This window comes from Rheinheimera nanhaiensis E407-8, assembly GCF_000296695.1.
Taxonomy (GTDB): Bacteria; Pseudomonadota; Gammaproteobacteria; order Enterobacterales; family Alteromonadaceae; genus Alishewanella; species Alishewanella nanhaiensis.
Genome location: NZ_BAFK01000002.1, coordinates 143,204 through 165,740, shown reverse-complemented (window position 1 = coordinate 165,740; position 22,537 = coordinate 143,204). Strand labels below are relative to the sequence as shown.

The following is a 22,537-nucleotide window of genomic DNA, read 5'->3' as shown; positions in this document are numbered from 1 at the left end:
GCTCGTCGGTACCTTTTTACTAATCAGCCAGCGCCGCTTCCTCGGCGGTATGGTAGTCAAAGCTCAAAGCGCCGTCTTGCAGATCGACACTGACATCACCGCCATTTACCAGCCGGCCAAACAGGATCTCGTTTGCCAATGGCTTTTTCAGCTGCTCCTGAATTACTCTGGCCATTGGTCGTGCGCCCATCGCATGGTCGTAGCCTTTATCAGCCAGCCACTGCCGGGCTGCACTGCTCAGTTCCAGCGATACCTGTTTCTTATCCAGTTGCACCTGTAAATCGCAGATAAATTTATCGACAATTTGCAAAATGATTTCAGCAGATAAGTGTTTAAACCAAATAATGCCATCCAGCCGGTTACGAAACTCCGGACTAAAGGTACGGTTAATTTCCGCCATCGCATCGTGGCTGTGGTCTTGCTGCTTAAAGCCAATCGATTTACGAATGGTTTCCTGCACACCGGCGTTGGTCGTCATCACCAGCACCACGTTACGAAAATCAATTTTGCGGCCGTTATTATCCGTTAAAGTGCCGTGATCCATCACCTGCAGCAGTATGTTGTAAATGTCGCTGTGGGCTTTTTCAATTTCATCCAACAGCACCACAGAATATGGGTGTTTCGACACGGCGTCGGTTAACAAACCGCCCTGTTCAAAACCCACGTAGCCCGGTGGTGCACCAATTAAGCGGCTAATGGCATGGCGCTCCATATACTCAGACATATCAAACCGCAACAGCTCAACGCCCAGCGCTTTGGCCAGCTGCTTCGTCACTTCCGTTTTACCCACACCGGTAGGGCCGGCAAACAGGAAGTTACCGATAGGTTTCTCTTCGCTGCCAAGGCCTGAGCGCGACAAGCGGATAGCCGCTGTCAGCACCTCAATAGGCTCGTCCTGACCAAACACCACCAGTTTTAAATTACGATCTAAGTTAGCCAGCACATCTTTATCGGAAGCCGATACCGACTTTTCCGGAATACGTGCCATTTTGGCAATCACATGCTCAATTTCCGGCACGTTGATCACTTTCTTGCGCTTAGAGCTTGGCAATAAGCGCTGGCTGGCGCCAGCTTCGTCAATCACATCAATCGCTTTATCCGGCAAATGCCGCTCGTTAATGTATTTAGCGGACAGCTCAGCCGCCGCCCGAATGGCTTTTTGTGTATAACGTACATTGTGGTGCTGCTCGTAGCGCTCTTTTAACCCGAGCAGAATACGGGTGGTATCTTCGACACTGGGCTCTGCCACATCAATCTTCTGAAAGCGGCGCACCAGCGCGGTATCTTTTTCAAAGATACTCTTAAACTCCTGATAGGTGGTCGACCCCATGCAGCGCAAGCGGCCACTGGACAGCAGCGGTTTAATCAAATTACTGGCATCCATAACACCGCCCGATGCCGCACCGGCGCCAATCACGGTATGAATTTCATCGATAAATAAAATGGCGTCTTTTTCCCGCTCCAGCTCTTTAAGTAACGATTTCAAGCGTTTTTCAAAGTCGCCGCGATATTTGGTACCCGCCAGCAAGGCACCCATATCTAACGAGTAGATGGTGGCATTGGCAATCACTTCCGGCACTTCGTTGTGCACAATACGGTAGGCTAACCCTTCAGCAATGGCGGTTTTACCCACGCCGGCTTCACCCACCAGCAGCGGGTTATTTTTTTTGCGCCGGCACAATACTTGTATTGCCCGTTCAACCTCATGCTCGCGGCCGATAAGCGGATCTATCTGGCCATTTTTTGCCTGTAAGTTTAAGTTAGCGGTAAAGTTTTCTAAATATTTGCTGTCATCGCTAACTGTATCAGCACCCTCTTCCTGTGCATGCTCATCGTGCTGGTCGAGCTTCTCGGTTTTGGTAACGCCGTGCGAGATAAAATTCACCACATCTAAGCGGGTAATATCAATTTTCTTCAGCAAATACACCGCTTGTGATTCCTGCTCACTGAAAATGGCAACCAACACATTGGCGCCGGTCACTTCAGACTTGCCAGAGGACTGCACATGAAATACTGCCCGCTGCAGTACCCGCTGAAACCCTAGGGTGGGCTGGGTATCCCGCTCCAGCTCGCCCTCAGGCAGTACTGGTGTGGTAGAGTCGATAAAACTGGCCAGCTCCTGGCGCAGCTTTTCAATGTTAGCACCGCAGGAGCGCAGTGCTTCACCGGCGGCAGGGTTATCTAATAGCGCCAGCAGTAAATGTTCTACCGTCATGTATTCATGACGACGCTCGCGCGCAAACCTGAAAGCCAAATTCAGAGTTAACTCAAGATCTTTATTTAACATACACCACTCCTAATCCACCTGAGTAACGACACCAGAATCATGCCAGGACTGACCTTAAGCGCGCTCCATGGTACACAGCAGCGGGTGTTGGTGCTCTTTGGCATACTGCATCACCTGCTGCACTTTGGTTTCCGCTATTTCAGCGGTAAAGACGCCACATACCCCTTTGCCCTCGTAATGCACTTTTAACATTACTTCCGTCGCTTGTTCGTACTGCATATTAAAAAACCGGCTTAACACATCGATAACGAAATCCATCGGGGTGTAATCGTCATTATGCAGTACCACTTTATACATCGGCGGCGGAGCGACACGTTGCCGTGTCAGCTCTTCTAACCCACCCTGTTGTACGTTGCTTTCTTTATTGCCGCTCATAAACTATAGCCACGCCTGCGTATTCCATCAAAGGAGCTTTAGGTTAATTATTGGTAAATTTTTAGTTTAATTATGCAAATAACTTGACTGTGTGCTCAAATTATCTACATTAGTTGTTGGGATCAACAAACAATCCCGACATTGAGACTAAGAATACAGAATTTAGCTAACTTAGAGAAGGAAGTAAGTTGTATGGCTACCGGTAAAGTAAAATGGTTCAATAATGCCAAAGGATTTGGATTTATTCGTGAAGATGGTCGTGATGAAGATATCTTTGCTCATTATTCAACCATTAGCATGGACGGATACCGCACGCTAAAGGCCGGACAGGATGTTGAATTTGATCTGTCTGAAGGCCCCAAAGGCTTACACGCTGTGAATATTAAAGTGCCCGGTGATCTGACAGAATAAATATTCGCTCAGCGTAGAGCATATATGAAGATAAAAAAGCAGGCTCTCGCCTGCTTTTGCTTTTACCGGGGGTAATCAACCCATTAGGCGTTAGCCAGTGCCTGGTTAAAGGTCTGGCTTGGCCGCATGGCTTTCGCGGCCAGTTCAGGGTTTGGCCGGTAGTAACCACCGATGTCTACCGCTTTACCCTGGGCACCATTTAGCTCTGCGACAATAGTGGCTTCCTGCTGTTGCAGCGTTTTGGCCAGTTTGGCAAAACGCGCCTGCAGTTCAGCGTCAGCCGTTTGCGCTGCCAGTGCCTCTGCCCAGTACAGCGCCAGGTAAAAATGGCTGCCGCGGTTATCCAACTCACCCAGTTTACGCCGTGGTGATTTATCATTATCAAGGAACTTGGCGGTTGCCGCATCTAAGGCATCTGCCAGCACTTTAGCCTTAGCATTACCGGTTACCTGGCTTAAATGCTCCAGTGAGGCCGCCAGCGCTAAAAACTCGCCCAGAGAATCCCAGCGCAGATAGTTTTCTTCGATAAACTGCTCAACATGCTTAGGAGCAGAGCCGCCAGCACCGGTTTCAAACAGACCGCCGCCATTCATCAAAGGCACTACTGACAGCATCTTAGCACTGGTACCCAGCTCTAAGATTGGGAACAGATCGGTTAAGTAGTCACGCAGTACGTTACCGGTAACAGAAATAGTATCCAGCCCTTGCTTCATACGCTGCAGTGACAGGCGTGTCGCTTCGACCGGCGACAGGATCTGAATGTCCAAACCGGCAGTGTCGTGATCTTTTAAGTACTGCTGCACTTTGCTAATCAGCTGCGCATCGTGCGCGCGCTCGCTGTCCAGCCAGAATACCGCTGGCGTGTTGCTTAAGCGGGCACGGTTCACGGCCAGTTTTACCCAGTCACGAATAGGCGCATCTTTCACCTGGCACATACGCCAGATATCGCCTTGTGCTACGTTGTGCTCAAACACTACATCACCTTTGCTGTTTAGCACCTGAACTTTGCCATCGGCAGCAATTTCAAAGGTTTTATCATGTGAGCCGTACTCTTCAGCTTTTTGTGCCATCAGGCCCACGTTAGGCACCGAGCCCATAGTGCGCGGGTCAAAGGCCCCGTTCTTTTTACAAAAATCAATGGTTTCCTGATACACGCCGGCATAGCAGCGATCCGGGATCATCGCTTTGGTATCTTTAAGCTTGCCATCCGGGCCCCACATCTGGCCTGAACTGCGGATCATCGCCGGCATAGACGCATCGATAATCACATCGCTGGGTACATGCAGGTTAGTGATACCTTTGTCAGAGTTCACCATCGCTAATGCAGGCTGGGCAGCATAACAGGCTTTGATGTCTGCCATCACTGCATCCTGTTGTGCTTGTGGCAGGCTGGCCACTTTCGCAAACAAGTCGCCGGCACCGTTATTGACATCCACGCCTAACTCGTTAAACAGTGCAGCATGCTTATCAAATACCGGCTTGAAGAACTCCACTACCGCATGACCAAACATGATAGGGTCTGATACCTTCATCATGGTGGCTTTTAAATGCAGCGATAACAGCACATCCTGCTGCTTGGCAGCAGCAATTTCCTGCTGATAAAAGGCGCGCAGGGCTTGTTTGCTCATCGTAGCGGCATCCACCACCTCACCGGCCTGCACTGCGACTTTGTCTTTTAATACCGACACTGAGCCATCGGTGGCGACCAGCTGAATTTTCAGCGTATCGGCACTGGCGAAAGTGGTTGACTGCTCACTGCCATAAAAATCGCCCTGGCTCATATGCGCCACGTGTGATTTTGACTGTGCCGACCAGGCTCCCATGCTATGCGGGTTTTTCTTCGCGTATTGCTTAACCGAAGCAGGTGCCCGACGGTCTGAGTTGCCCTCACGCAGCACCGGGTTTACCGCACTGCCTTTAATCTTGTCATAACGCGCTTTAACATCGCGCTCTTGCTCAGTTTTTGGCTCAGCCGGGTAATCTGGCAGTGCATAGCCCTGCTGCTGCAGCTCTTTAATCGCCGCTTTTAACTGCGGAATAGACGCACTGATATTTGGCAGTTTGATAATGTTTGCCTCTGGCTGATTTGCCAGCTGGCCAAGCTCGGTTAACGCATCACCGATACGCTGCTCTGGCTTTAGAAAATCGGCAAAGTTGGCAATAATGCGGCCAGATAAAGAAATATCACGGGTTTCTACTGCGATACCGGCAGCAGCAGAAAACGCCTGAATAATAGGCAGCAGTGAGTAGGTCGCCAGCGCGGGCGCTTCATCTGTTTCGGTGTAAATGATTTTTGCAATTTCTTGTGACATGTTAGTTCCTGTAATGTGTTCGCGACGCACTGAACGCTTCATAGCACAGCGGCCCAGCGCCTACCTGCACCCTGCTGATGCTGGTGTTTAAAACGCATTTGTTGCAAAGCGGCGCTAGTATAGCAGCATGACAATCAATAAAATAGGCAACGCGCTGCTCGGGCCAGTTGCACTGACAGTTGGTATTTTACGCTGTCAGACGCTGAGCTGTTCACTAATACTGACAGTATGTTATGCCCAAGCCACCCTGACATTTACCGAGATAACTGCCCGTGAAAACTGCCCGCAATAAAGCCAAACCACACGCTAGCGCAACAGCGAAAAAACGCAATGCGACTAAGGTCGAGCCGCCGATATTGCTGCTGTTTAATAAGCCGTTTGACGTCTTGTGCCAATTTACCGACAACAGCAGCCCAAAGCGCGCCACCCTGGCCGATTTTATTAAGGTAGCCGACGTTTATGCGGCCGGCCGGCTCGATCGTGACAGTGAGGGCTTATTGCTGCTAACCAACTGCGGTAAAACCCAGCATCTTATCAGCGATCCCAGGCATAAAATGGCCAAAACTTACTGGGTTCAGCTGGAGGGAGACATTACCGATACAGCATTGCAACAACTATGCGACGGTGTAATGCTCAACGATGGCCCGACGCTACCCGCGACCGCATGCCGTATCGATGCACCAACCCTCTGGCCACGCACCCCACCGGTACGTTACCGCGCTGCTATTCCGACCAGTTGGATCAGTCTGACCATTACCGAAGGCCGTAACCGTCAGGTAAGACGGATGACCGCCGCTGTTGGTTTTCCCACCCTGCGTTTGGTACGCGTGGCTATCGGCCCCTGGCAACTGGCCGATTTAGCACCGGGCGAGTATCGCAGTGTGGCGCTGACAGCAGACGATATAATAACTAAAGGCCTTGGTGAATGAGCAGAGCACAGTTACACCTTACCGTTGCTGCCATAGTGCAGTTTGAACAAAAGTTTTTGCTGGTAGAAGAAACCGACAAAGTCACCGGCCAGCGCGTGTTGAATCAGCCGGCCGGCCATGTCGAGCAGGATGAAGATTTACTCAGCGCGGTAAAACGTGAGCTGTTTGAAGAAACAGGCCTGGCGCTTGAACCTTGCGCCTGGTTGGGTATTTCGCAGTTACAAGCGGCCAATAACCATCGTTATGTGCGTATCAATTTTGTGTTTGAGCCGGTGTCATTACCTGCACAGTATCAGCCACAGGATAGTGATATTCTGGCGCTGCACTGGTTAAGCGCACAGCAGCTGGCTGAGCAAGCGTTACCGCTTCGCAGCGCCCTGGTTAGCGATGCGATAGACTTATACCTGCAGGGTGTACGTTTACCCTTGGCACTGATCCAGCCGGTACGCTAAGTACTTAAACCGGCGCGATAACATGCGCTGGCGATAAATTTCATGTATAATCCGCGCCTCGTTTTTTGTTGTGATTCTGTTGTGATAATGAAGCCTATGTCCGAGCCAAAACTGGTTGAGCCATCAGCCAACAGCAATAAGAAAGTCATCGTCGGTATGTCCGGTGGTGTCGACTCTTCTGTTTCTGCCTACTTGCTGCTGCAGCAAGGCTATCAGGTAGAAGGCCTGTTTATGAAAAACTGGGAAGAAGACGACAATGACGAATATTGCGCAGCGGCAGAGGATATGGCTGATGCTCAGGCCGTATGCGATAAGCTGGGGATAGTGCTGCACAAAGTCAACTTTGCGGCCGAATATTGGGACAATGTGTTTGAATATTTTCTGGCAGAATATAAAGCCGGACGCACACCCAACCCGGATATCATGTGCAACAAAGAAATCAAGTTTAAAGCCTTTTTAGAGTTTGCCGCCGAAGCCTTAGGCGCTGACTATATTGCCACCGGCCACTATGTGCGCCGCCGCTTTGACAATGGCCACTGGCAGTTACTGCGCGGCCTGGATAACAACAAAGATCAAAGTTATTTTCTGTACACCCTGGGCGAAGAGCATGTGGCCCAAACGCTGTTCCCGGTTGGCGAGTTGGAAAAACCGTTGGTGCGCGCTATTGCAGAGCAGCAAGGGCTGATTACCCACGACAAAAAAGACAGCACCGGCATATGTTTTATCGGTGAGCGTAAATTTAAAGATTTTCTGCAGCAATATCTGCCGGCCCAGCCGGGTGATATTGTCAGTGTAGATGGCGAGGTCATCGGCCGTCATGAAGGCCTGATGTACCACACCCTTGGCCAGCGCAAAGGCTTGGGTATTGGCGGCCTGCGCGATGGCTCTGACGAGCCCTGGTATGTGGTGGGTAAAAACCTTGATACTAACCAGCTTATTGTTGCGCAAGGCCATGACCACCCAAGCTTACTGTCAACTGGCTTAATGGCCAGCCAGTTGCACTGGACTGATCGCCAAGGCCCAACGGCCCCGCTGCGCTGCAGTGTAAAAACCCGTTACCGCCAGCAGGACATCCCCTGCTTAGTGATCCCTCAGGCCGATGGCAGCCTGAATGTGCAGTTTGACAGCCCGCAAAAAGCGGTTACGCCGGGCCAGTCAGCGGTATTTTACCTTGGCGACGTCTGTCTGGGCGGCGGCATTATTGACCAGGCGATAAACTAAAATGCAATACTCACTTTCGACGCAAATTATTGCGCTGGCCGCACTGTGTCAGGCGCTAAGATTGGTGCAACAGGTCGCGCGCAGCAGCGAGCTGGATAAAGAAGCCCTCAGCCTGATACTGCAAAGTGTTGCCGTGATTGACGCTGAGCGACCACTGCAAATATACGGTGACGACGCCGCTAACCTGCGTGAGGGGTTTAAGCTGATTGTTGACCAGCTGGGTGATAAGCCACAAAAAGATGTTGAGCTGACCCGTTATATCGTGGGTGTACTGGCGCTGGAGCGCCGGCTGGCCAAAACGCCGGCCAACCTGGCACGACTGGGCGACAAACTGCAACACCTGCAACGGCAACTGCAGCACTTTAGCGTGCTGGATGACAATATGCTGGCTAACCTGGCCGATATCTACTCAGACTGCATCAGCAGTTTAGGTGGCCGTATTCAGATTTACGGCCAGCCAGAGCTTTTAAAACAACCGGCCGTACAACACAAGGTGCGCGCCTTGCTGCTCTCTGCTGTGCGCGCCGCAGTGCTATGGCGCCAGGCCGGTGGTAGCCGTCTTAACTTTATTTTTAAACGTCGCAAGCTGGTAGAACAAGCCCGGCAAATGCTGGCACAACTACCCTCATCAAGCTTATAGGAGCCTGTATGCAACTGAATGCCCTTACCGCCATCTCCCCCGTAGACGGGCGCTATGGCAGCAAAACCACTGAATTACGTAACTATTTCAGTGAGTTTGGCCTGATAAAATACCGGGTGATGGTAGAGGTGCGCTGGTTACAGCAACTGGCCGCCACAGCTGGCATCGCTGAAGTACCGGCCTTATCGGCCGGCGCAAATCAGCTGCTAAACGATATTGTCGACAATTTCAGCCTGGCTGACGCCGAACGGGTCAAAGAGATTGAGCGTACCACCAACCATGACGTTAAAGCTGTCGAGTATCTGTTAAAAGAAAAAGTGGCCGCCAACAGCGAGCTTGCCGCCATCAGCGAGTTTATTCACTTCGCCTGTACCTCAGAAGACATTAATAACCTGTCACATGGCCTGATGTTAACCGAGGCGCGCCGTGATGTGTTACTGCCCCAGTGCGACGCCCTGTTAGAGGCGATTAAACACCTGGCGCAGGAGCTAAAACAGGTGCCGATGATGGCGCGCACCCATGGCCAGCCAGCCTCGCCCACGACTATGGGCAAAGAAATGGCAAACGTGTATATGCGCCTGAAGCGCCAGCGTGACCAGATAGCCGCTGTGGAGATCCTCGGTAAGCTAAACGGTGCTGTAGGCAACTACAATGCCCACCTGTCAGCCTATCCCGAGCTGAACTGGCACCAGTTGTCAGAGCAGTTTGTCACCAGCCTGGGCCTCAGTTGGAATGCCTTTACCACCCAGATTGAGCCGCACGACTATATTGCCGAGCTGTTTGATGCTGTGGCGCGTTTTAATACGATATTGCTGGATTTTGACCGCGACGTTTGGGGCTATATCGCACTGGGGCACTTTAAACAGCGCACCATCGCTGGTGAAATTGGCTCATCCACCATGCCGCATAAAGTTAACCCGATTGATTTTGAAAACTCTGAGGGTAACCTCGGTATTGCCAATGCACTGTTTAACCATTTATCGGCCAAGCTACCGGTATCGCGCTGGCAGCGCGATCTGACCGACTCGACGGTTCTACGCAATTTAGGCATGGGCTTTGGTTATACCCTGATTGCCTATCAGGCAACGTTAAAAGGTATTAGTAAGCTTGAAGTAAACGCCGCCAACCTGCTGGCTGAGCTGGATGCAAACTGGGAGCTGTTAGCCGAGCCGGTGCAAACGGTGATGCGAAAATACGGCATTGAGCAGCCGTATGAAAAGCTAAAAGAGCTGACCCGTGGTAAGCGCATTACCAAAGCCGACTTACATCTGTTTATTGACAAGCTTGAACTGCCAGAGCCAGTAAAGCAGCAGCTGAAACAACTGACACCGGCCAATTACATCGGTGCGGCAGTTGAGATCACCAGCACACTTGGCTAACGACCCTAAGGCGCCTCAACAGCGCCTTTTTTCTGAGGACGGACTATGTATCAATTAGACTTTGGCAGCCTGAGCATTGCAGAGTTTTTGCGCGACTACTGGCAGCAAAAACCTGTGCTGCTCAAAGGTGGCTTTAAGCAGTTTCAGGATCCGTTAACGGCCGATGAGCTGGCTGGCCTGGCGCTGGACGAAAACGTAGAGTCACGGGTAGTGAGTAATATCAATCAGCAGTGGGACATGCAAAGCGGCCCCTTTGAAGACTTTGCCGCCTTTGGCGAGCAAAACTGGACCCTGCTGGTGCAGGCGGTCGATCACTGGCATCCGCCGGCGGCGACTTTACTCGATCCGTTTCGTTTTATCCCCAACTGGCGTATTGATGATTTAATGGTCAGTTTCTCTACCGCTGGCGGTGGCGTGGGCCCGCACCTGGATCAGTACGATGTGTTTATTATTCAGGGCGAAGGCAAGCGTCACTGGCGCGTTGGCATGCCTGATAACAGCTTACAACAGCTTTGCCCACATCCGCGTTTGCTGCAGGTAAGCCCATTTAACGCCTGTATTGATGTGATTACCGAGCCGGGTGACATCTTGTATATTCCACCGGGTTGCCCACATGAAGGCACCAGCCTGGAGAACAGCCTGAATTATTCGGTGGGTTTTCGCGCACCAGCGCAAAAAGACTTACTCACCGGCTTAGCTGATTATCTGCTTGACCATGACCTCACCGGCAGCCGCTTCACTGACGCCGGGCGACAGCAGGTGCAGTCAGTCGGCGCTATCTCAGCGCAGGATTTAACCAAAGTGCAGCAGTTACTGCTGCAACTGGTGTCAGATAACAGCCTGCTGCCACACTGGTTTGGCGGCCTTATTACCCGCGCCAAACACGAGCTGGATTTAAATGAGCCCGAGCCACACTACGGCAGTGATGAAATTGCAGAATACCTGGAGGAAGGCTCAGTGCTAAGCCGTGTTGGCGGCTTACGCTGCTGTTATTTCCAACAGGATGACAGTAGCGACATCTTGTTGTTTATCAATGGCGACGAAATCAGACTGCCGCCCTCTGAGCTAACCACCGCCCGGTTGCTGTGCGATTTTACCGAACTAGATCAGATGCAAAATCAGCATTTTTGCAGCTCAGCCGAGCGCACCATGCTGTTAACCAGCTTAATTAATCAGGGCTACTGGTACTTTAGCGAGTAAGTTTTGCTGTTATTGGTGAACATAAAAAAAACCGCATTAATTGCGGTTTTTTTCTTTTGTAAAGATTAAGCTACAGTTAGGCCAACTGACTGCTGCGCCATAGCTCATCTTTTTCAAACATCTCATATAAGCCCTGAGCGCGGCCAATCAATAAGTTAGCAAAGTCTTGTTGAGTTTTATCCATTGTGGCAGCGGCAATAATTTGCTGTGCTTTAAGCTGCCAATTTAGCGAAAAGGCCCGCACCGCTTCTCGCGCATCTTTTGCCGCTGACAATGGCAAGTGATCGGTCGGCAAATCACCGCTAATTACCCAAAAGGTCTGCTTATCTTTGGTATTTAGTTTCCACACCGCCAGATAAGGCGGCAAATAACGGCTGTCATTTACTGCAACATTATCCGGTATGATGCCTTTACTGGCTAAATGTTCATTGGCTTTTTGAAACTGCGCCCGCACCCACTCGGCTCTGGCTTGTTCCGTTTGTTGCTGAGTTAACTGCTCACTCATCAGTTTTGGTTCCTGCATTAATGTTTGCGCTACTTTAGGTGACTCACCGCCGACAATCAAGCGCCTTGACAGATTGTCGACAATTCACTGGCCTGACCAGGCATTATTTTTGCTGAATTCTGGTGTAAGCCAGGCTGAAATGTTACATTGCGCCGCGCAAAAGCAGGCATTAAGCCGCCAGTTACCAGACAGACGTGCGCCCCATTTGGCGGCCAATATACGGAGAAATCAGTCGTGGCAGTATTTAATCATTCTGAATTCGATAATCATGAGCAAGTGGTGTTCTGCAGTGATGCAGAAACCGGTTTAAAAGCCATTATTGCGGTACACAGTACCGCCTTAGGCCCGGCGGTTGGCGGTTGCCGTTTATGGAATTACGCCTCTGATGAAGACGCTATTAATGATGTGCTGCGCTTGTCACGCGGTATGACCTATAAGAATGCCATGGCGGGCTTACCGCTGGGTGGTGGTAAGTCGGTGATTATCGGCGATGCCAAAAGCATTAAATCTGAAGCACTGTTCCGTGCTTTTGGCCGTATGGTTCACCGGTTATCTGGTAGCTATTACAGCGCAGAGGATGTCAACATTACCACCGGCGATATCATGATCGTCAACAAAGAGACACCTTTTGTCGCCGGCTTAGAAGGTAAAAGCGGCAATCCGGCACCTTTTACTGCGCTGGGTACATACCGTGGCATTAAAGCCGCCGCTAAACACCAGTTTGGCAGCGATGATTTACGTGGTAAAACGGTGGCGGTACAGGGCCTTGGCAGTGTTGGTTTCTATTTGTGTGAACATTTACACCGCGATGGCGCTAAATTAATCGTGACCGATATTAACCAGGATGCCGTTAAGCGCGCCGTTGAGCAGTTTGCTGCTGTCGCCGTAGGACTGGATGATATTTACCGCGTCGATGCCGATATTTATGCACCTTGCGCGCTGGGCGCAACACTAAACGACAACACTATTAGCCAGCTTAAAGTGCGTATTATCGCCGGCTGTGCTAATAACCAGTTAAAAGAAGCGCGCCATGGTGAAGTGCTGCGGCAAAAAGGCATTTTATATGCACCGGATTATGTGATTAACGCCGGTGGTATTATCAATGTTGCCTTTGAAATGCGGCCACAAGGTTACTCTGAGGCTGAGTCAACGGCAAAAGTGATGGCCATTTACGATACACTGCTAAACCTGTTCCAACGCGCGGATGCTGAACAGCAACCGACCAGCGTTGTTGCCGATCTGATGGCGCAGGAAATTATCCGTCGCGGCAAAGCTTAAAGCTGGTTCGCGTCCGATAAAGCCACTGGAAAGTGGCTTTTTTTATGCCTGGGCCCCCTGCGGTTTAGCCGCAAACAGCTGGGCCAATTTAAGCGGAACTATCTGGCTGGCGGTGTTATAGCCGGCATCATACAACATCTGCTTTTGCTCGCTGTTCATGGCAAAATCGACTGATGACACTGCCCCGGTGTTCACCACTATGGTGTTGTGCCAGTGCTCAGCATGCACGTACTCGCGCGACACTGCACTCATAAAGGTGCGGGTCAGCATAATCAGATAAGAAACCAGCGGAAAGTAACGGCGCGGCTGCAAAGGCCTGGCTTCAGCATCACTTTTTAGCCGAAAGCAAATCAGCGGTAACCCGGCACCCGACCAGTCATGGTGCAACGCATCTTCAGACAAGATCACACCGTCGGTCATAATATGATTCTCAAACGCCTGAAAGGAAAAAAACAGCGGAATTGACATAGAGAAGCGCACTGCCTTTGATACTTTAAGTTTAGGTGTCAGGCTTTTATTAAACACCACAGGCCCGCCACCATTAATATCGGTGGCTAATACGTGCAAATCATAATTCAGGCTGTCAAACGTCGCGCCCTGTAATTGCTTGTCCAGCCATAGCTCCAGCCGGTTGCCATTACATAAACCACCGCTGCGCAGCAGTGAGGTAAAAGAGAAACTCCAGAACTGACGAAAATCGGTTTGTAGCGCCAGGGCTTTAATGTCAGGTAAACTCCAGCCTGCAGCATACAAGGATGCAACGATACTGCCGCCAGACACGCCTACCAGATGATTAAAACGAAACCCCATATCATTCAGCGCTTGCAAGATGCCGATATAACAACTTAAGCGGGTACCACCGCCAGAAAAAATAGGCACTATCTGTGCGTTGGTTTGAAACGGCATACGGGCTCTGTCCTTAGCATTTACATCACTTTGTTAGTATGGGACATATTGCGTGTTCTGCCAGAGATTGATGCAGCTATTTGTGCCAATCTGGGCTAAGATGATGCCAGAACACAAGAATGTAGATAAGGAATGTCTGGCTTATGTATCGTGTTTGGTATTGTCTTGCCTTGCTGCTGTGCTGGCCGTTACCTGGGCTTGCCAGCCTGCCTGATACCATTGCTAAGGTTAAACCCTCTGTAGTCGCCATTGGTATTCATAACCCACTTGGCGCGCCCCGGATCCGTTTAATTGGTACTGGCTTTGCGGTTGCAGATGGCAGCAAAATTGCCACCAATTACCATGTCATTGCACCACGATTAAATAACGATAAAAATGAGCAGTATGTGGTGCTCTCCGGCAGTGCAGACCAGGTTAAAGTACACCCTATTATCAGCAGTCGCCATGAAGCAGCCTATGATCTGGCCGTGCTGACGATTAAAGAACGTCTGCCAGCCTTAACGCTGGGCTCTGCCGAGCTTCAGGCCGAAGGCACTGCCATTGCTTTTACCGGCTTTCCTATTACGGCTGTGCTGGGCTTATACCCGGCCACACACCGCGGCATCATCTCGGCATTAACCCCTATTGCCATACCGGCGGATAACTCTGGCCAGCTGCAAGCTGCGGCACTGCGCCGGCTGCAGCAGCCTTATCTGGTGTATCAGTTAGACGCCACAGCTTACCCGGGTAACAGCGGTAGCCCGCTGTATAATGCGCAAACTGGCGACGTTATCGGTGTTATTAACAAGGTATACGTCAAATCTACCCGTGAAGCCGTGCTTAGCGATCCCAGTGCCATTAGCTATGCTATCCCTGTGCGCTTTTTACTGCCGCTGTTGCAATAATCCACCTTAAAAATGCTGTCTGGACGGTAACACTGCTATGGATCTGCTGACCCAACTTGCTGTAGATAAAATTGGCTTTATGCTGGCTGCACTGGCGTATTTTGTCTTTTTTCTGCTGATCCTGGTTACCCGGGTAAAAAACCTGCCCCGTTTGTTACTGCTCAGTTGGGCACTGGGAGGTTTAGCCTGGGCGTTGTATTATAGCCTTAACCAAATTGTACCTTACTCTACCCTGACATCCTTAGGTCTTGAACTCGGCCGCAGCTATTTGCTGCTGCTATTTCTGCTCTCTGCACTTAGCGCAAAAAGCCAAAGCCTGCCGCAATTTTTCAGCTCCCGCACGGTCTGGTTACTCAGCCTGACGCTTTTGCTGTGGTTTATGCTTTGCACCTCATCCTGGTTAACGGCCAACCTGATATTTACCGGCAGTCTGGTGCTTGGGGTGCTACAACTGGCCTTACTGGAAGCAATGTACCGCAAAGCGGCAGGTAACCGCTGGCAATACAAACCGCTGATATTAAGTTTAAGTGTGCCATTATTGTTCGATTTTGTATTGCTGGCGGAGTCTGCACTGTTCGGTCAGGTCGATAACCAGTTATGGGCCGCCCGCGGTTATGTTTATACTGCAATGATACCGATAGCCATCGTTGCCGTACGCCGTATTCAGGCCTGGGGCATCAGCGTTTATGTTAGCCGCGATATCGTACTGCAAAGCTCGCTGGTGCTGGCCTCAGGCCTATATCTGTGTTTAATATCCATAGTAGGCTTTTACCTGCGTTATGTTGGCGGCACCTGGTCAAACCTGCTGCAAACCACGTTTTTAGCTCTGGGGTTTGCCATGCTGGCGCTTATGCTGTTCTCCGGCACTGTGCGCAGACATTTCCGCGTCTTTATTGAAAAGCACTTCTTCGCTAATAAATTTGATTACCGGCAAAAATGGCTGGAACTCACCCGGCATTTACGCCAGGTCGATTTAAGCAGCGCCGAGCAATACGATACGCTGTTACAAGCCTGGTTAAATGCCATAGGTTATAGCCGGGGCTGCCTGGTGCGGCTAAGTCATACCACACCGGCGCGGCTACTTTCCTGTAGCGGGCGCAGCAGCTTATCAGTTGATGAAATGACGCTGATAAACCGTTATGCAGCGCGTTACGCTCAGCAACATTGGCTGGTGGACTTGTCTGATCCCAAGGATCCTTTCGCCAGTGCCCAGCAAGATTTGGCCAGTGTCGATATCCAGTTAATCTTGCCGATACACTCTGAAGGAGAGCTTTGGGGTTTATGCCTGATGAACGCACCCGAGGTAGACAAGCAAAAACTGAACTGGGAGCTTAGGGATTATCTGATGCTCGTTACCGAGCAGATCTCCAGTTATCTGATGCTGATGCAAGCCAGCAAAACCTTAAGTGAAAATGCACAGTTCGCTGCCTTCAGCCGGATGTCGGCCTTTGTTGTACATGATCTGAAAAACGTGAAAGCGCAAATCGATTTGATCCTGACCAATAGCCAGCGCCACAAGGATAACCCCGAGTTTATTGCCGATACCTTCGACACGCTCGCGGCCATGCAGCAGCGGCTTGGGCATATGCTGGATCAGCTCAGTAACAAACGTACCACCACCTCAATGGCCAGCACCTTTAGCGTACGCAACTTGATAGAGCAAGTCATCACGCAGCGCTGCGCGGCGAAACAGCCGTTACCATTACTCATCGCAGAGCAGGACGTACAGCTGTCTATCGATAAGGAGCGTCTTGCCAGTGTGCTGTACCATTTAATCGACAATGCCCAGCACGCCACTGCTAATGACGGTACCATTACCGTTCGCCTTACGCTCGGGCAAAGTAACCTTTGCATTAGTATCAGCGATACCGGCTGCGGTATGTCAGAGCAATTTATCCAGCAACGTCTGTTTAAACCCTTTGACTCGACAAAAGGCAACTCTGGCATGGGCGTTGGTGCTTATGATGCGCTACACTTTGCACAGCAGCATCAGGGGCAACTGCTGGTAAAGAGTGAACAAGGTGTCGGAACTACCTTTAGCCTTATGCTTCCGTTAAACTAGCAGCGGGCCATAAGATAATTACAAGGATTGTTGCATGAAGACAGTATTAGTCATTGAAGATGACATTGGCATTCAAAAACAACTGAAATGGAGTTTACCAGACTACGAACTGGTGTTTGCTGCCGACAGAGCCTCTGCGATGAGCCAGCTGCGCCGCTATGAACCTGCGGTTGTCACACTGGATCTAGGTTTACCCCCCGATGCTGCTAACGCCAGCGAAGGGCTGGCCTGTTTAAACGATATTTTGGCCACACAGCCAGAGTGCAAAGTGATCGTACTCACCGGTAACACTGACAACGAACATGCCTTAAAAGCCATAGCGCTCGGCGCTTATGACTACTATCAAAAACCAATTGATGTCAATGTGTTAAGCATAATATTGGCGCGGGCTTTTAAAATAAGCGAACTTGAAGCCGAGAATCGGGCGCTGAAAAGCGCCGGTATGGTCAGTAACGATATTATCGGTAACAGCGAGGCCATTTTAAAAGCCTGCCGCACAGTGGAAAAAATAGCGCCTACCGAGATCACAACGTTGTTGCTTGGCGAAAGCGGCACGGGTAAAGAGGTATTTGCCCGTGCTATTCACCGGCAAAGTCCGCGTAATAAAAAACCCTTTGTGGCCATTAACTGTGCATCAATACCCGAAAACCTATTGGAAAGTGAACTGTTTGGCTATGAAAAAGGCGCTTTTACCGGCGCCAACAAAACCACACTGGGCAAAATAGAGTGCGCCAATGGTGGCACCCTGTTACTGGATGAAATAGGCGATATGCCGCTTAGCCTGCAGGCAAAAATGTTACGCTTTTTACAGGAAAGGGTTATTGAGCGCGTTGGTGGACGCCAGGAGCTTGAAGTAGATGTCAGAGTGATCTGCGCCACCCACCGTAATCTTGCCGATATGGTTGCTCAGCAAAGCTTTCGTGAAGACCTGTACTATCGCATTAGCGAAATCACCTTAACCATCCCTCCCCTGCGTGAGCGCGGGCATGATATTGCTGTAATAGCCAAAGCCTTGCTGCATAGGTTTAACCAGGAGTTTAATACTCAGGTACAAGGTTTCAGTGACAATGCGCTACAAGCTATGTTGGCGTATCCATGGCCAGGCAATATTCGTGAATTGCAAAACAAACTAAAATCAGCGGTCATTTTGGCCGACAGCAAATATATAAGTGCAGAAGACCTGGGACTGGCCAGCCAACAGATTAAAACCGACACCCTCAGAAAAGTACGCGAGCTGGCAGAAACACAAGCTATCCGCCACGCCTACACTCTGGCCAATGGCAATTTATCAAAAACGGCCGACAGCCTGGGTATTACCCGGCCGACACTGTATGCCCTGATTGATAAGTATCGCTTACACGATTTGCGTAATACTGAAACGGAAGTTTAACCCGATACCCAAATGGCTTAGTTTCGCTGAGCGATAAAAGGTAACAACTTACCTCTAAGCCCGATGATTAAAATCGACAAAAAACCCCACCGAAGTGGGGTTTTTCATTACAGGCTGATGCCCTTTTGTTTGGCTTTGTCTCTGATATACGACTCCCAACTACGCACCTGACGGGACATAGCAGGATCTTTTTTCGCATTCATTAACGCTGCATAAGCTTCTTTATATTTCTTCTGATAGAAATAAGCATCTACCAGGCTCATATAAACACTAGATGGCTTATCGACATTTAATGACAGCGCTTTGTCGTAAGCGGCTATGGCTTCATTGTACTTTTGGATTGCTGAATAAGCAGAACCTTGACGACGATAAGCATCGGCGTCGTTGGTCAATTTAGCCAACTCACCATAGTAATCTGCTGCTTTGGCAAACTCACGCGCAGACTGGAAATTTGAAGCAATGAAGTTCAGGTTGGTTTTATCTTTCTTCACCAAACCGCTCTTCATATGCTTTTCCATCGTCACAGCCGCTTTGTAAGGAATATTATTGTTAGCGTACATTTGCGCTAACATCCTTACTTCTGAGTCCTTCTCCAGATAACCTTGTGAGTAAGCCATTTGCAGTGTCGCTAATGCCTTGCCGTACTCTTCGGTTAAGGTGTAGAAGTTGCCCAAATATACCCAGAACTGCTTATTCTCCGGGAATAACTGCACCATGGTTTCCACCACTGCTACCAGCTCTTTATAACGCTTAAGCTCATAAAGCGCAGCCATTTTAAGCTGATAAGGACCTTCTATTGGTTTTGCTGCGAACCGAATAGCATCATCAGCCGGAGAAAGCACTTTGTCGTACTGAGTCATCAACCAGTACGCGTTGGCTATACGCATATAAGCGTCTGAATTTTGCTCACCAGTGAACATAATCCAGTCTTCATAGGCTTTAATCGCTTTCTGATACTGCTTATCCTGCAGTAACATGTCCGCCAGCAACTTCATCGAAGACGCCTGGTCAGCAAACGTCAGCACATCAGGCTTCACAGCGAGCGTCAGATATTTGATAGCTTGTTTTTCGTCCTTAGTGGCATATAGATTACCTAAGAAACGATTTAATGTAGCGGTATCAAATTCGTTACTTGAACTCACATCCAACAAGGCTGCTATAGCTTCGTTCACTTTATCTTCGTTGTATAACTCAAAGGCTTTTACTAACACCTTACCAACGCGCTCGCCAACGATTTGGGTTTTCCGCGCTTTACGCTCTTCCACCTTGGCCATGTTTGGCTGAACCGCTGCGAATACAGGTGCGGAACATACGCCTAAAGCCGTCATCACCATTAAAGCTGAGGTAAGTTTTGTCAACTTTTTCATCTTAACCTCCGGCCATGTCGAGAGTGAAGTCTAGTTGTACTTGCTGGCCAGTCTGTTTCATCGGCTTACCATCAACAACTTTCGGGCTGTATTTCCAGCGACGAAGTGCACGAATGGCTTCACGATCAAACACGCGGCGTGGTTCAGCTTCAATCACTTCAACCTCGTCCACACTACCGTCTTCCATAATGCTGAAACGCAGCTTTACCCAGCCTTGTAAACCATCACGTGCGGCCTGCACCGGATAGCGCGGTTCAATCCGCACTATTGGCGTTGCATCACCATCGCGCATCATGCTGGATGGGTCACCAAGGCCACCTGCACCTGCACCTAACTCCAGTCCCGGCATATTAAAGCCGATAGCACCAGCAGCATTTACATTGTCAGGCTCAGGTTGAGGCGCTTTAGGCGGCTGAGCTGGCGGTGGTGGCGGCGGTGGCGGTGGCGGACGCCGCGTCTGCGTTTCTGAGTCTGGCGGCGTAGTGTTGATCTCGATAACAATACGCTCTTGCTCTTTTACTTCACGCTTTCCACTGGATTGCAGCAAAGTAGCCATCATTAAAAACAACAGAAACGTTACCACCGCACCGATTATTAACGATGTCAGGAAACGTACCATAATTACTTAGTCTCCCCGGCCACACTGATCACCAGCGATGGGTCAGCTGCTTTAATCTGATCCATAACTTCCATCACGATACCATGCTTAGCTTCTTTATCAGCCTGAATGATGATCGTATCGGTTGGTGATTCGGCACGTAGCCGTTCAATGTTTGCAGACACCCGCTCAACGTCTACCGTACGTTTATCCATCCAAATCTCACCGTTTGCACGGATAGCGATAAAGATAGTTGCACTGGGTTTCTTCTGAGCTTGTGCAGCTTCGGGTTTGTTTACATCAATACCGGCCTCTTTCACGAAAGAAGTCGTAACGATGAAGAAGATCAGCATGATGAATACGATATCCATCATCGGCGTGATATCGATCTCTGCCGTTTCAGCTTCGCGAATACGTTTGCGTGCCATAAAAAACTCTCTTTAATGATGCGGCAGACTGTCAGCCAGGCTTGCTTTCTCTCGCTTCACCTGTACGTCTAACCGCGCACTGAAAAATACACCTGATATCGCCGCAACCAAACCAGACATCGTCGGAATAGTCGCCATAGAGATACCTGTCGCCATGGTTCTTGGGTTACCAGTACCTTGTGTCGCCATAATATCGAATACAGCAATCATACCAGTTACGGTTCCCAACAAGCCTACCAGCGGGCACAGTGCAACCAGGGTTTTAATCAGCAGCATCCGCTGATCTAATTTATCTGAAGCCTCGGAAATCCAACAATCACGGATCTTATGCGCATACCATGACGTGGTATCAGCTCTGGCGTCCCAACGGGCTATAATATCCTTTTTCATTTTTGGATATTCCGTTTTCAGAAACCAGTAGCGCTCTATCATCAAAAACCACATGACGAAGAGTACCAGGGCGACAACGTACAAGACGTTGCCACCGGTATGGATAAAATCCTGAACAGATTCCCACAGCTCTACTAGCTGGAGTATCATTAGGCTTTCTCCTGCTCCGCGTGCGCAGCAATAATGCCGGCAGCCTGCTCATCTAACACATGCAAAATTGATTTTGCTTTTGACGATACAATAGAGTGAACAAACAGTAACGGGATAGCTGCAACCAGACCCTGAGCTGTTGTTACCAGCGCCAGAGAGATAGAGCCTGCCATCAGTTTCGGGTCACCAGTACCGTACAGCGTAATTTGCTGGAATGTCAGGATCATACCGATAACAGTACCTAACAGACCCAGTAACGGTGCTACCGCAGAGAACAGCTTGATTAACCCAATGCCACGTTCCACTTTTGGTGTCTCGCGCAGAATGGCTTCATCCAGTTTAAGCTCCAGGTTTTCTGCATCAGCAGTTTTGTTCTCATGATAAACACGCAGAATACGGCCCAATGGGTTTGAATCTGACGGGTTAGCCAGGTTTTTAAGCTGAGCACGGATCTTACCGCCAACAGCAGACAATACAAGGATACGTTCAAGCGCAATCAGTAAACCGATAAAGAATACCGCAGTGATAATGTAACCTACTTCGCCACCCGCTTGATAGTATTCAAACAGAGTAGAACGCTGCTGGTTTAACCGCAGTAAGCTGTTGCCTTTGGTTGGGTCAAGGTAAATACCAGTGATCTCACCGTTGTTAGCGTTGTGATACGCCGCCACTGAGTTATGAATTTTTGACTGTGGCTGACGGCCCAGTGGTTGGATTTGGTCAGTGTCGTTGTTAATGATCAGGTACTCAGATTCCGTTGTCAGGTGGAAAGTACCGAAACGGGTAATACGTTTAGTCTCAACACCACCATCCAGTTTCACAACTTCAGCGTCAAACTGAGCCACTTTGCCTGACTCGGTCATTTCGGTCAGCAGCGCCATCCACAACTCTTCCATTTCTGTCAGCGTTGGTAATTCAGTCGCAGAAGCAACAGAGCGCAGTGGTACGTCACGACCTGGGTACTGGGCACTGACGATAGAGCCGGTGATAGTACCAATAGATTGGTTAGCTGACTGGCGTACTACACCAAACAACTCACCCATAGTACCTAAGGCACTTTCTAACTCTTGCTGCTTCTGACCAATTAAAATGTCATTGTCAGCATATTCTTTTTGTAAACGTTTACCGCGAGCTTCCTCTTCTGAGTACTGGCGCTTAGCGGTGTTTAATAATGCTTGTTTGTCAGCGCGGTCAGCTAAGAACGCACGCTCGCGTTCCTGGTTAATACGGCCTTCTACTGTACGTTCTTTTTTCAGTTGCTCTAACAGCTGATCTAGCTTTTCAGTGTTGGCGGCTGCGTTAAAAGCAACACCAGCGGATAATGTTACCGCTGCGGCAATTAACATTGATTTAAATACTTGTTTCATCTGTTC

General features: G+C 49.8%; 21 protein-coding genes. 11 read left to right on the top strand and 10 right to left on the bottom strand.

The window, feature by feature from the left end:
- Positions 1-19: 19 nt before the first annotated feature.
- Positions 20-2,287 (bottom strand): ATP-dependent Clp protease ATP-binding subunit ClpA, encoded by a 2,268-nt coding sequence (gene clpA / locus RNAN_RS02380; protein WP_008218398.1) that lies wholly within the window; start codon positions 2,285-2,287, stop codon positions 20-22.
- Between the two features lie 54 nt (positions 2,288-2,341).
- Positions 2,342-2,662: an ATP-dependent Clp protease adapter ClpS gene (clpS, locus tag RNAN_RS02375; protein WP_008218397.1), complete on the bottom strand. Its 321-nt coding sequence runs from the start codon at positions 2,660-2,662 to the stop codon at positions 2,342-2,344.
- A 192-nt stretch (positions 2,663-2,854) separates the two neighbouring features.
- Between clpS and cspD the strand changes: the two genes are divergently transcribed.
- Positions 2,855-3,073 (top strand): cold shock domain-containing protein CspD, encoded by a 219-nt coding sequence (gene cspD / locus RNAN_RS02370; protein ID WP_008218396.1) that lies wholly within the window; start codon positions 2,855-2,857, stop codon positions 3,071-3,073.
- An 83-nt stretch (positions 3,074-3,156) separates the two neighbouring features.
- Here cspD and RNAN_RS02365 read toward each other — a convergent pair whose 3' ends face one another.
- Positions 3,157-5,385 (bottom strand): NADP-dependent isocitrate dehydrogenase, encoded by a 2,229-nt coding sequence (locus tag RNAN_RS02365; RefSeq protein ID WP_008218395.1) that lies wholly within the window; start codon positions 5,383-5,385, stop codon positions 3,157-3,159.
- Between the two features lie 272 nt (positions 5,386-5,657).
- Between RNAN_RS02365 and RNAN_RS02360 the strand changes: the two genes are divergently transcribed.
- The 6 genes from RNAN_RS02360 to RNAN_RS02335 all read left to right on the top strand — a co-directional run bounded on the left by RNAN_RS02360 (position 5,658) and on the right by RNAN_RS02335 (position 11,206).
- Positions 5,658-6,314, top strand: coding sequence for a pseudouridine synthase (locus RNAN_RS02360; RefSeq protein ID WP_008218393.1), 657 nt, complete (start codon positions 5,658-5,660; stop codon positions 6,312-6,314).
- A complete protein-coding gene (locus tag RNAN_RS02355) occupies positions 6,311-6,766 on the top strand; it encodes an NUDIX domain-containing protein (protein WP_008218392.1) in 456 nt (151 codons plus the stop codon). The genes RNAN_RS02360 and RNAN_RS02355 overlap by 4 nt, the downstream gene beginning before the upstream one ends.
- Positions 6,767-6,853: 87 nt before the next feature.
- On the top strand, positions 6,854-7,987 hold the full coding sequence (gene mnmA / locus RNAN_RS02350; RefSeq protein ID WP_008218391.1) for a tRNA 2-thiouridine(34) synthase MnmA: 1,134 nt from the start codon (positions 6,854-6,856) through the stop codon (positions 7,985-7,987).
- Position 7,988: 1 nt separating this feature from the next.
- On the top strand, positions 7,989-8,627 hold the full coding sequence (gene hflD / locus RNAN_RS02345) for a high frequency lysogenization protein HflD (protein WP_008218390.1): 639 nt from the start codon (positions 7,989-7,991) through the stop codon (positions 8,625-8,627).
- Positions 8,628-8,635: 8 nt separating this feature from the next.
- The gene (gene purB / locus RNAN_RS02340; RefSeq protein ID WP_008218389.1) at positions 8,636-10,006 is read left to right on the top strand and encodes an adenylosuccinate lyase; all 1,371 of its coding nucleotides are present in this window, start codon (positions 8,636-8,638) and stop codon (positions 10,004-10,006) included.
- 45 nt (positions 10,007-10,051) lie between these two features.
- Positions 10,052-11,206, top strand: a complete 1,155-nt coding sequence (locus RNAN_RS02335; RefSeq protein ID WP_008218388.1) for a ribosomal protein uL16 3-hydroxylase — start codon at positions 10,052-10,054, stop codon at positions 11,204-11,206.
- 76 nt (positions 11,207-11,282) lie between these two features.
- On the opposite strand, the gene RNAN_RS02330 is transcribed toward RNAN_RS02335, so the two are convergent.
- Positions 11,283-11,711, bottom strand: coding sequence for a DUF4826 family protein (locus RNAN_RS02330; protein WP_040551529.1), 429 nt, complete (start codon positions 11,709-11,711; stop codon positions 11,283-11,285).
- Between the two features lie 234 nt (positions 11,712-11,945).
- Here RNAN_RS02330 and RNAN_RS02325 point away from each other — a divergent pair, with 234 nt between their 5' ends.
- The gene (locus tag RNAN_RS02325; protein ID WP_008218385.1) at positions 11,946-12,989 is read left to right on the top strand and encodes a Leu/Phe/Val dehydrogenase; all 1,044 of its coding nucleotides are present in this window, start codon (positions 11,946-11,948) and stop codon (positions 12,987-12,989) included.
- 42 nt (positions 12,990-13,031) lie between these two features.
- On the opposite strand, the gene RNAN_RS02320 is transcribed toward RNAN_RS02325, so the two are convergent.
- Entirely contained in the window at positions 13,032-13,895 is an 864-nt protein-coding gene (locus RNAN_RS02320) for a patatin-like phospholipase family protein (protein WP_008218383.1), read from the bottom strand.
- Positions 13,896-14,038: 143 nt separating this feature from the next.
- Between RNAN_RS02320 and RNAN_RS02315 the strand changes: the two genes are divergently transcribed.
- From RNAN_RS02315 to prsR, 3 genes are read left to right on the top strand one after another with little or no spacing between them, the layout of a single operon-like run.
- A complete protein-coding gene (locus tag RNAN_RS02315; RefSeq protein WP_008218382.1) occupies positions 14,039-14,779 on the top strand; it encodes a S1 family peptidase in 741 nt (246 codons plus the stop codon).
- 37 nt (positions 14,780-14,816) lie between these two features.
- Entirely contained in the window at positions 14,817-16,841 is a 2,025-nt protein-coding gene (gene prsK, locus RNAN_RS02310; RefSeq protein ID WP_008218378.1) for an XrtA/PEP-CTERM system histidine kinase PrsK, read from the top strand.
- Between the two features lie 34 nt (positions 16,842-16,875).
- Positions 16,876-18,231, top strand: coding sequence for a PEP-CTERM-box response regulator transcription factor (gene prsR / locus RNAN_RS02305; protein ID WP_008218376.1), 1,356 nt, complete (start codon positions 16,876-16,878; stop codon positions 18,229-18,231).
- A gap of 107 nt (positions 18,232-18,338) precedes the next feature.
- Here prsR and RNAN_RS02300 read toward each other — a convergent pair whose 3' ends face one another.
- Genes RNAN_RS02300 through RNAN_RS02280 form a run of 5 tightly spaced genes read right to left on the bottom strand, consistent with a single transcriptional unit; the run spans position 18,339 to position 22,531 of the window.
- Positions 18,339-19,598, bottom strand: coding sequence for a tetratricopeptide repeat protein (locus tag RNAN_RS02300; RefSeq protein WP_008218374.1), 1,260 nt, complete (start codon positions 19,596-19,598; stop codon positions 18,339-18,341).
- Position 19,599: 1 nt separating this feature from the next.
- Positions 19,600-20,217 (bottom strand): energy transducer TonB, encoded by a 618-nt coding sequence (locus RNAN_RS02295; RefSeq protein WP_008218373.1) that lies wholly within the window; start codon positions 20,215-20,217, stop codon positions 19,600-19,602.
- 2 nt (positions 20,218-20,219) lie between these two features.
- Entirely contained in the window at positions 20,220-20,624 is a 405-nt protein-coding gene (locus tag RNAN_RS02290; protein ID WP_008218371.1) for an ExbD/TolR family protein, read from the bottom strand.
- 12 nt (positions 20,625-20,636) lie between these two features.
- The gene (locus RNAN_RS02285) at positions 20,637-21,164 is read right to left on the bottom strand and encodes a MotA/TolQ/ExbB proton channel family protein (RefSeq protein WP_237739877.1); all 528 of its coding nucleotides are present in this window, start codon (positions 21,162-21,164) and stop codon (positions 20,637-20,639) included.
- On the bottom strand, positions 21,164-22,531 hold the full coding sequence (locus tag RNAN_RS02280; protein WP_008218367.1) for a MotA/TolQ/ExbB proton channel family protein: 1,368 nt from the start codon (positions 22,529-22,531) through the stop codon (positions 21,164-21,166). The genes RNAN_RS02285 and RNAN_RS02280 overlap by 1 nt, the downstream gene beginning before the upstream one ends.
- Positions 22,532-22,537: the final 6 nt, after the last annotated feature.

What these genes read in the sequence shown, in the direction of transcription:
- RNAN_RS02285 (WP_237739877.1), bottom strand. Translation starts at nt 21,164, where the DNA reads ATGATACTCCAGCTAGTAGAGCTGTGGGAATCTGTTCAGGATTTTATC.
- RNAN_RS02355 (WP_008218392.1), top strand. Translation starts at nt 6,311, where the DNA reads ATGAGCAGAGCACAGTTACACCTTACCGTTGCTGCCATAGTGCAGTTT.
- mnmA (WP_008218391.1), top strand. Translation starts at nt 6,854, where the DNA reads ATGAAGCCTATGTCCGAGCCAAAACTGGTTGAGCCATCAGCCAACAGC.
- purB (WP_008218389.1), top strand. Translation starts at nt 8,636, where the DNA reads ATGCAACTGAATGCCCTTACCGCCATCTCCCCCGTAGACGGGCGCTAT.
- RNAN_RS02315 (WP_008218382.1), top strand. Translation starts at nt 14,039, where the DNA reads ATGTATCGTGTTTGGTATTGTCTTGCCTTGCTGCTGTGCTGGCCGTTA.
- RNAN_RS02300 (WP_008218374.1), bottom strand. Translation starts at nt 19,598, where the DNA reads ATGAAAAAGTTGACAAAACTTACCTCAGCTTTAATGGTGATGACGGCT.
- RNAN_RS02335 (WP_008218388.1), top strand. Translation starts at nt 10,052, where the DNA reads ATGTATCAATTAGACTTTGGCAGCCTGAGCATTGCAGAGTTTTTGCGC.
- hflD (WP_008218390.1), top strand. Translation starts at nt 7,989, where the DNA reads ATGCAATACTCACTTTCGACGCAAATTATTGCGCTGGCCGCACTGTGT.
- prsR (WP_008218376.1), top strand. Translation starts at nt 16,876, where the DNA reads ATGAAGACAGTATTAGTCATTGAAGATGACATTGGCATTCAAAAACAA.
- cspD (WP_008218396.1), top strand. Translation starts at nt 2,855, where the DNA reads ATGGCTACCGGTAAAGTAAAATGGTTCAATAATGCCAAAGGATTTGGA.
- prsK (WP_008218378.1), top strand. Translation starts at nt 14,817, where the DNA reads ATGGATCTGCTGACCCAACTTGCTGTAGATAAAATTGGCTTTATGCTG.
- clpS (WP_008218397.1), bottom strand. Translation starts at nt 2,662, where the DNA reads ATGAGCGGCAATAAAGAAAGCAACGTACAACAGGGTGGGTTAGAAGAG.
- RNAN_RS02280 (WP_008218367.1), bottom strand. Translation starts at nt 22,531, where the DNA reads ATGAAACAAGTATTTAAATCAATGTTAATTGCCGCAGCGGTAACATTA.
- RNAN_RS02295 (WP_008218373.1), bottom strand. Translation starts at nt 20,217, where the DNA reads ATGGTACGTTTCCTGACATCGTTAATAATCGGTGCGGTGGTAACGTTT.
- clpA (WP_008218398.1), bottom strand. Translation starts at nt 2,287, where the DNA reads ATGTTAAATAAAGATCTTGAGTTAACTCTGAATTTGGCTTTCAGGTTT.
- RNAN_RS02290 (WP_008218371.1), bottom strand. Translation starts at nt 20,624, where the DNA reads ATGGCACGCAAACGTATTCGCGAAGCTGAAACGGCAGAGATCGATATC.
- RNAN_RS02320 (WP_008218383.1), bottom strand. Translation starts at nt 13,895, where the DNA reads ATGCCGTTTCAAACCAACGCACAGATAGTGCCTATTTTTTCTGGCGGT.
- RNAN_RS02330 (WP_040551529.1), bottom strand. Translation starts at nt 11,711, where the DNA reads ATGAGTGAGCAGTTAACTCAGCAACAAACGGAACAAGCCAGAGCCGAG.
- RNAN_RS02365 (WP_008218395.1), bottom strand. Translation starts at nt 5,385, where the DNA reads ATGTCACAAGAAATTGCAAAAATCATTTACACCGAAACAGATGAAGCG.